An 8,264-nucleotide genomic window follows, 5' to 3' on the forward strand; every position below is an offset into this window, starting at 1 on the left:
CAACCCAAGCGTTTAGATGCGACAAAAGGGAACCTATTCACATGTCTTTTTGTGTTTTCATACAAAAAAGTGTGAATGATTTCTCATCCACACCAAAAGTCGGAGACCCCTATTTATTTGATTCACTATTCTTCATCCATATCTAGGATGGCTAAGAAAGCTTCTTGCGGTACTTCTACCGAACCAATTGCTTTCATACGTTTCTTACCAGCTTTTTGTTTCTTCAATAATTTTTGTCGACGAGTTACATCCCCACCATAAAGCTTAGCCGTTACATCTTTACGTAAGGCTTTGATGTTGGTACGCGCAATAATCTTATGACCAATGGCGGCTTGGATCGGTACCTCAAATTGTTGACGTGGGATAACTTCTTTTAATTTAATCACTAAACTACGTCCGCGTTTTTCTGCGAAATCCTTGTGTACAATAATTGACAAGGCATCTACAATGTCCCCGTTTAACAATACATCTAATTTCACTAGGTCTGAACGAGAGTAACCAGCCAATTCATAGTCTAAAGAAGCATAGCCTTTTGTTGATGATTTCAATTGATCAAAGAAATCAAAGACAATTTCAGATAGTGGCAACTCATATTTTACATCAACCCGAATATCATCCAAGTAATCCATCGTAATAAATGTACCACGTTTGCGTTGGGCAAGTTCCATCACAGCACCAACATATTCTTGTGGCACCATGATGTTTGCTTTCACGATTGGTTCTTCGATAAAATCAATAGTGGTTGGATCTGGCATTTCAGATGGGTTAGCTACCTCAACCATTGTCCCATCTGTTTTATGGATATGATAAATAACCGATGGCGAGGTGGCAATTAAGTCAATGTTAAATTCACGTTCTAAACGTTCTTGAATAACGTCCATATGTAACATACCTAGGAAACCACAACGATAACCGAACCCTAAGGCTTGTGAAGATTCAGCTTCAAACTCTAGAGAAGCATCATTTAATTGTAACTTTTCAAGAGCTTCACGTAAGTCTTCATAGTCGCCAGCATCAACTGGATACAAACCACAGTACACCATTGGATTTAAGGCTTTGTACTCATCTAATGGTTCACTAGCAGGATTACTTGCTAAAGTAACCGTATCCCCTACACGAGTATCTTGAATTGTTTTGATTGATGCTGTAATGTAGCCAACATCACCGGCCATTAAATAGTCACGCGGAATTGCCTTTGGTGACATGATACCCAATTCAGTTACTTCAAATTTTTTCCCATTTGACATAATTTGAATGGTGTCGCCTTTACGGATAACACCGTTCTCAACACGTACACTCAATACCACACCACGATAAGCATCATATAGAGAATCAAAAATTAAGGCTTGAACTGGTGCATCTAAATCCCCTGTAGGTGCCGGAACTTTTGCAACGATCTCCTCAAGTAATTCATCTATCCCAATATTAGCCTTAGCAGATGTTAGGACAGCTTCAGACGCATCAATCCCTATTACATCTTCAGTTTCTTGTCGAACTTTTTCTGGGTCGGCAGAAGGTAGGTCAATTTTATTAATAACTGGAATAATTTCTAATTCATTTTCAACAGCTAGGTATACATTAGCAAGCGTCTGCGCCTCAATACCTTGGGCAGCATCAACGACTAATACGGCTCCTTCACAAGCTGCAAGGGAACGAGAAACTTCATATGTGAAGTCGACATGTCCCGGAGTATCGATTAAATGAAAAATATAGGTTTCACCATCATTAGCTTTATATTCTAATTCAATGGCATTCAATTTGATTGTAATGCCTCGTTCTTGTTCAAGATCCATAGAATCTAACATTTGAGCATGCATCTCACGTTCTGAAACTGTACCAGTATTCTGTAAAATACGGTCAGCTAGCGTAGATTTACCATGGTCAATGTGCGCGATGATGGAAAAATTTCTAATTTTTTCTTGTCTTGCTTTCATTTCTTGGATATTCATTTTCCATCTCCCTCTAGTTTTTCAGCAATTATCATTATAGCAAAAAAGCCCTTCTATCACAATATTTAGAAATCCGCCACGCCTGATATGGGAGCCATTCCTATAAAAAGGGTCTGAGTATAAAGTATGATTACTTTTCTCAGACCCTTTCATGATATTTGTTAAGTTAAATGATTAAGAGAAGGCATCCTTCAGTTTGTCAAAGAAACCTTTGTCTTCTTCACTAACCTCTGCATGTGATGCACGTGCAAAAGCACGTAAAGAAGCTTTTTGTTCATCATTCAGATTCTTAGGTGTTACGACTCTTACCGTAACAGTTTGGTCACCGTTGGTATTACCATTTAATTTTGGTGCCCCTTTTCCTTTTAGACGGAAACTTGTGCCAGTTTGTGTACCAGCAGGCACTTTCATGGTTACTTTACCATGAACTGTAGGTACTTCAACCTCATCACCTAAAGCAGCTTGTGCGAAGTTGATAGGCAATTCATATTTAATTTCAGCACCGTTTCGTTCAAATATTTCGCTCCGTTTTACTCGGAAAACTACATATAAATGTCCGGCAGGTCCCTTGTTTTTACCTTCGTTACCTTGTCCATTTAAACGCATGCTTTGGCCATCTTCAACACCAGCAGGAACATTTACTTTCACTTCGTGCGTTTCTGTTTCACGGCCAGCACCATGACAATGGTTACATGCTTGATCAAAGGTTTTACCCTTACCATTACATGTATGACATACGGTTTGAGATACAACGCGTCCAAGTGGTGTTTGTTGGTAAACTTTTTCTACACCGGTACCTGAACAGGTTGCACATGTATGAACCGCTGTACTAGGTTCTGCACCTGAACCACCGCAGACTTTACAATCTACTTCGCGACGATATGAAATTGTTTTTGAAGTACCAAAAATAGCTTCTTCAAACGCCAAATCCATGTTGTATTGAAGATCATCGCCTTGTTGAGGGGCATTTGGATTGGCTGTACGGCTTGAACCACCGAAGCCACCAAAACCGCCACCGCCACCAAAGAATTGTTCGAAGATGTCTTCAAAGCCACCGCCACCATATGATTGGTAACCGCCACCACCGAAGCCACCGCCACCAAATCCGCCATCTGTTGCAGCATGACCATATTGATCATATGCAGCACGTTTTTGGTCGTCACTTAAGACTTCGTATGCATCACTAATTTCTTTGAATTTTTCTTCAGCATCCGCTTCTTTGTTGATATCTGGATGGTATTTTTTTGATAATTTTCGGTAGGCTTTCTTTATTTCATCCTTCGTTGCAGTTTTGGCAACGCCTAGGACTTCATAATAATCTCTCTTTTCAGCCACGATATACTCCCCCTTGAATGGTTTTCTCGTCCATAATCATAACATAAAGAACCCTGCCCTCAAAGAAGACAGGGTTCAGTAGTGATAGATTATTTATCGTCGTCAACTTCTTCGAAGTCAGCGTCTACAGAGTTATCATCATCGTTTGAAGCAGTAGTATCAGCTTCTTGAGCTTGGGCTGCTTGTTCGTACAATTTAACAGTTAAAGCTTGAATTTTTTCGTTTAATTCATCTTTTTTCGTTTTCATTGTTTCGATATCGTTAGCTTCTTGAGCAGCTTTCAATTCATCTTTCAAAGCGTTAGCTTCGTCGATTTCTGCTTGATCTACTTTACCTTCTAGTTCACCAGTTGTTTTTTCAACTTGGAAAATTAATTGGTCAACTTCATTTTTAAGATCTGCTTCTTCTTTACGTTGTTTATCTGCTTCAGCATTGGCTTCTGCATCTTTCATCATGCGATCGATTTCTTCATCAGATAGTCCTGAGTTAGATTGGATGGTAATTTGTTGTTCCTTACCAGTACCTTTATCAGTTGCTTTAACGTTTACAATACCATTTTTATCAATATCAAATGTTACTTCGATTTGAGGTACACCACGTGGTGCAGCAGGAATATCAGTTAATTGGAAACGACCTAAAGTCTTGTTATCTGCAGCCATTGGACGTTCACCTTGTAAAACATGAACATCTACTGCTGGTTGGTTATCAGCCGCTGTAGAGAATACTTGTGATTTAGATGTTGGGATAGTTGTGTTGCGGTCGATTAATTTAGTGAACACGCCACCCATTGTTTCGATACCTAATGATAATGGTGTTACGTCTAGTAAAACAACATCAGTTACATCACCAGAGATTACCCCACCTTGGATAGCAGCACCCATAGCTACAACTTCATCTGGGTTTACAGAACGGTTAGGTTCTTTACCAGTTTCATTCTTCACCATGTCGATAACTGCAGGAATACGTGTAGAACCACCAACTAAAATAACTTGGTCGATATCTGCTTTTGTTAAACCAGCATCTGATAAAGCATTTTTAACTGGTTGTTTTGTACGTTGTACTAAATCGTAAGTTAATTCGTCAAATTTAGCACGAGTTAAAGTTACTTCCAAGTGTAATGGACCTTCAGCACCAGCAGTAATAAATGGTAAGCTGATTTGAGTTGAAGTTACACCAGATAAGTCTTTCTTCGCTTTTTCAGCAGCATCTTTTAGACGTTGCATAGCCATTTTGTCAGAAGATAAATCAATACCATTTTCTGATTTAAATTCTGCAATCAAGTGGTTAACGATTGCATGGTCAAAGTCATCCCCACCTAGGTTGTTATCACCTGAAGTTGATAATACTTCGAAGACACCATCCCCTAATTCAAGGGTAGAAACGTCGAAAGTACCACCACCAAGGTCAAATACCAAGATTTTTTCATCTTCTTTAGTTTTGTCTAAACCATATGCTAAAGCTGCTGCAGTTGGTTCGTTAACGATACGGTCAACTTCTAAACCAGCGATTTTACCTGCATCTTTTGTTGCTTGACGTTGTGCATCATTGAAGTAAGCAGGAACAGTAATAACTGCGTTTGTTACTGTTTCACCTAGGTAGTCTTCTGCATAACCTTTTAAGTATTGTAAGATCATTGCTGAAATTTCTTGAGGTGTATATTTTTTACCTTCTACTTCTACAGTGTAGCCATCTTCACCCATGTGACGTTTAATTGAAGCAATCGCGTTAGGGTTAGTTACCATAGAACGTTTTGCTACTTCACCTACTTGGCGTTCGCCATTTTTAAATGAAACTACTGATGGAGTTGTGCGATTACCTTCTGGGTTAGCGATAATTTTTGGTTCGCCACCTTCAAGAACAGCAACTGCAGAGTTTGTTGTACCTAAGTCAATACCGATAATTTTTGCCATAATGATCATTTCTCCTTTTTTATTGAAATCTATCAAATTTTGATGAATTGAATTGATGAATTGGTTAGCGTTACTAGCCTAATTCATTATATCGCAGCTATTGTGCGATAATAACCATCGCAGGTCGTAGAACGCGATCGTTTAATTTATACCCTTTTTGGTAAACTTGAACGATTTCGTCTGTTTGTTGCCCGTCTTCTGCTGGTACAGCTGACACTGATTGATGGAAATTAGGATCAAAGGTTTCACCTTTAGGATCAATTGCTTCTATTCCTTCCTCAGCAAAAGCTTGTAACAAGCTAGCATGAACCATTTCGATACCTTTATGAATTGCTTTCGATGCGTCGTCATTGGCTTCAATATCTAGCGCACGTTCAAGATTGTCCACAGCTGGTAGAATGGCTTTCGCTAAGTTTTGAGAACGGTATTTTGCAGACGCCTCACGTTCACTCTGGTTGCGACGATTAATATTTTGAATTTCTGCTGATAAACGAATGATTTGATCTTCTTTACTAGCTAGTTCTGCTTTTAACGCATCTAATTCACTAGTTTCAGTTGTTTCAGTTGTTTCATTTGTTTCATTTGTTTCATTTGTTTCATTTGTTTCATTCGCAGATTCGGTTTCTTCCTTAACCTCTGTTTCATTTACTTCTTCATCAACATGTAAATCTTGTTGATTGTCATCCTTATTTGTCAATTGATAGACCCCCTAAGATTTATAATTATTGTCAAGGTATTTACTCATACCTTTTGAAATACTTTGGAATAACTGAGCCATCCGGATATAGGACATATTCTCAGGACCTAGCACAGCAAAGGTAATGATTTTACCTGAATTTGCGGTACCCATGTTAGCAGACATTAAACTCATTTTCTCCAAAGATTGATCTTTCAGTTCTTTACCTACACGTACTTGGATACCATGGTCAGACGTATTAATTAACGATGCAATCACCGCATGATTTTCTAACAATTGGCTTAAGTATGGGATGTTAGCCCCATCTGACGTTTCTGCCAATGCAGAGAATAAATAGTTCTGACCATCAACGAACATGTCGTCACTATTAAATTGACTCAACAATCGATGGATCAAATGATTGCTATCTTCAGCTGAATGATTCATCTGATCAATATCATTTAAATAGTGTGTTTGCAGTCTTTGTACTACTTTTGAAAGCTCCAAACCAACAAGTTCTTGGTTCATGATTTCAGCAATACCTTCAATCAAAGCTGGTGTTAAAACTAAATTAAAGTTCACCATTTGGTTTCGGATAACACCTTTATCTGTCACCAAAATAACCATTGCCTGGTCTTCCGTTAAAGAAAGGACATGAAATTTGGCAAGTCGTTGCGTAGCATATCTGGTCCAATTGAAATTACGACATTCTCAGACAAATTGGCTAAAGTAGCAGCTGTCTTTCGAATTACTTGATTCAAATCATTATAGGGATCATTGAAGATATCTTGAAGAATTGATTCTTCCTCTTCTGCTAATCCTAAATCAATTAATCCGCCAAAATATGGCATGATATGGTTGATATAATAACGATAACCTTGCTCTGCTGGCATTCGACCAGATGAAGCATGTGTTTTCGTAATCAAGGATAATTCTTCTAGTCTAGCTAGCTCATTACGAATAGTCGCAGAGCTGGCATTAATTTCAGGATGTTTTGATAAAGCCTTGGAACCGACTGGCGACTGATATTTAGCATAGTAATCAATCACTGCCTGTAATATTAAACTTTGTCTTTTTGTTAACATCTTTTCACCTCATTAGCACTCAACAACTATGACTGCTAACATGTTTATAATATATCACTTACCCATCCTTTTGTCAATAATAGTCAAACTTTTTTTATGAATTTTTGACCTTTTATTCACGAATTGCATACTGGGATATCTTTAATAAAAAAAATATGTTCCCTATTCTGCAGCTGCACTAATCGCAACAATATAGGAGAACATATTTCATTTGTTTTTTCTTTTTTAAGATATTACTTATTTTATGATAATAGTGGTAAAACCCAATTCCCCCACGCCCAAGAGATTGGCATTACGAATGCCATAGCTGGAATCATATCCGCTGTTGAAAACATTTTTACTTTAATCATTCTAAAACCAGTTGCTAACATTAAGATACCACCAGCAGCTAGTAAATCGAGGATCATATCAGGTTGAATAAATGGGCTAATGACATTTGCTAACAAGAAAATCAACATAAATACAATAAATTGAGGAATTGCAATGACAGAAACAACATAACCTAGTGAACTTGCAAAGATGGCGGCAGTAAAGAAGTCTAAGATTGATTTTGCAATCAACACAGAATGGTTACCCGTCATACCAGAATGTAACCTACCATATATACCCGATCCACTCGCACAGAACAATACAATCACTGTAACCAAAGTAGAAACAAATTCTTCTTCTGGTAAATCAACTTTTTCATTTGGCATAATTTTTGTAATTTGGCGTTGCATCAGTACTGCACCTTTATTGATTCGCTCACCTAGATGAATCAACATACCAAAACCAGTACCTAAAACGACTGACAAAATGACAGCTGGCATATACTTCATTGGCACAATTGCATAGATACCCATAGCCATAGAGCAAGCCCCAAAAATCATATTAATCTCTACTTTAAATTTTTCAGTTAATCTTTCACCAAAAAGACCACCAACAATCCCCCCAATAATCACAGATAATACATTAATAAAAATACCAACAGACATATATTACTCTCCTCCATTTTTCATTTTTATTTGTACAATACTTGTACACCTCTATCCGTATATAACTTTTCGATGCAAGAATAATTAAATTTTAGTAAGAAAAATTTATGAGGCTGGGACAAAAGATTAAAATCATAGATTTTTCGTCCTTAGGGTGTACTTTCCTTATGAGCCGTGGGACCATTGAAAGCCAAGGTCTTTCAATTTGAATCGAGCCAAGGTCTCGATTTCATCCTATTTCACGGCTAAGGAACTACAGTTTCAGTCCTTTAACCTGTTTCCGTGATATATTTCAATCAAAATTTATAAAAAATTTTTCAAAGTAAAAGGCGTAC

General features: G+C 37.7%; 7 protein-coding genes. All 7 read right to left on the reverse strand.

Annotation, left to right across the window (positions count from 1 at the left end; all coding sequences use genetic code 11):
- Positions 1-125 precede the first annotated feature (125 nt).
- The 7 genes from lepA to B9P78_RS08605 all read right to left on the reverse strand — a co-directional run bounded on the left by lepA (position 126) and on the right by B9P78_RS08605 (position 7,929).
- Positions 126-1,949: a translation elongation factor 4 gene (gene lepA, locus B9P78_RS08580; RefSeq protein WP_094519040.1), complete on the reverse strand. Its 1,824-nt coding sequence runs from the start codon at positions 1,947-1,949 to the stop codon at positions 126-128.
- A gap of 174 nt (positions 1,950-2,123) precedes the next feature.
- Complete coding sequence (dnaJ, locus tag B9P78_RS08585; protein WP_094519041.1) at positions 2,124-3,284, reverse strand: molecular chaperone DnaJ; 1,161 nt, start codon at positions 3,282-3,284, stop codon at positions 2,124-2,126.
- A gap of 89 nt (positions 3,285-3,373) precedes the next feature.
- A complete protein-coding gene (dnaK, locus tag B9P78_RS08590) occupies positions 3,374-5,194 on the reverse strand; it encodes a molecular chaperone DnaK (RefSeq protein ID WP_094519042.1) in 1,821 nt (606 codons plus the stop codon).
- Positions 5,195-5,291: 97 nt separating this feature from the next.
- Positions 5,292-5,891 (reverse strand): nucleotide exchange factor GrpE, encoded by a 600-nt coding sequence (grpE, locus tag B9P78_RS08595; protein ID WP_094519043.1) that lies wholly within the window; start codon positions 5,889-5,891, stop codon positions 5,292-5,294.
- 12 nt (positions 5,892-5,903) lie between these two features.
- Complete coding sequence (locus B9P78_RS10360) at positions 5,904-6,497, reverse strand: HrcA family transcriptional regulator (protein WP_233487832.1); 594 nt, start codon at positions 6,495-6,497, stop codon at positions 5,904-5,906.
- 14 nt (positions 6,498-6,511) lie between these two features.
- Positions 6,512-6,955 carry a hypothetical protein gene (locus tag B9P78_RS10365; RefSeq protein ID WP_233487834.1) on the reverse strand — a complete coding sequence of 148 codons (444 nt, stop codon included), beginning with the start codon at positions 6,953-6,955 and terminating at the stop codon, positions 6,512-6,514.
- 242 nt (positions 6,956-7,197) lie between these two features.
- Positions 7,198-7,929: a DUF554 domain-containing protein gene (locus tag B9P78_RS08605; protein WP_094519044.1), complete on the reverse strand. Its 732-nt coding sequence runs from the start codon at positions 7,927-7,929 to the stop codon at positions 7,198-7,200.
- Positions 7,930-8,264: the final 335 nt, after the last annotated feature.

The organism is Aerococcus sp. 1KP-2016 (assembly GCF_002252085.1).
In the GTDB taxonomy this organism is placed as follows: Bacteria; Bacillota; Bacilli; order Lactobacillales; family Aerococcaceae; genus Aerococcus.

What these genes read in the sequence shown, in the direction of transcription:
- B9P78_RS08605 (WP_094519044.1), bottom strand. Translation starts at nt 7,929, where the DNA reads ATGTCTGTTGGTATTTTTATTAATGTATTATCTGTGATTATTGGGGGG.
- lepA (WP_094519040.1), bottom strand. Translation starts at nt 1,949, where the DNA reads ATGAATATCCAAGAAATGAAAGCAAGACAAGAAAAAATTAGAAATTTT.
- B9P78_RS10365 (WP_233487834.1), bottom strand. Translation starts at nt 6,955, where the DNA reads ATGTTAACAAAAAGACAAAGTTTAATATTACAGGCAGTGATTGATTAC.
- dnaK (WP_094519042.1), bottom strand. Translation starts at nt 5,194, where the DNA reads ATGGCAAAAATTATCGGTATTGACTTAGGTACAACAAACTCTGCAGTT.
- B9P78_RS10360 (WP_233487832.1), bottom strand. Translation starts at nt 6,497, where the DNA reads ATGGTTATTTTGGTGACAGATAAAGGTGTTATCCGAAACCAAATGGTG.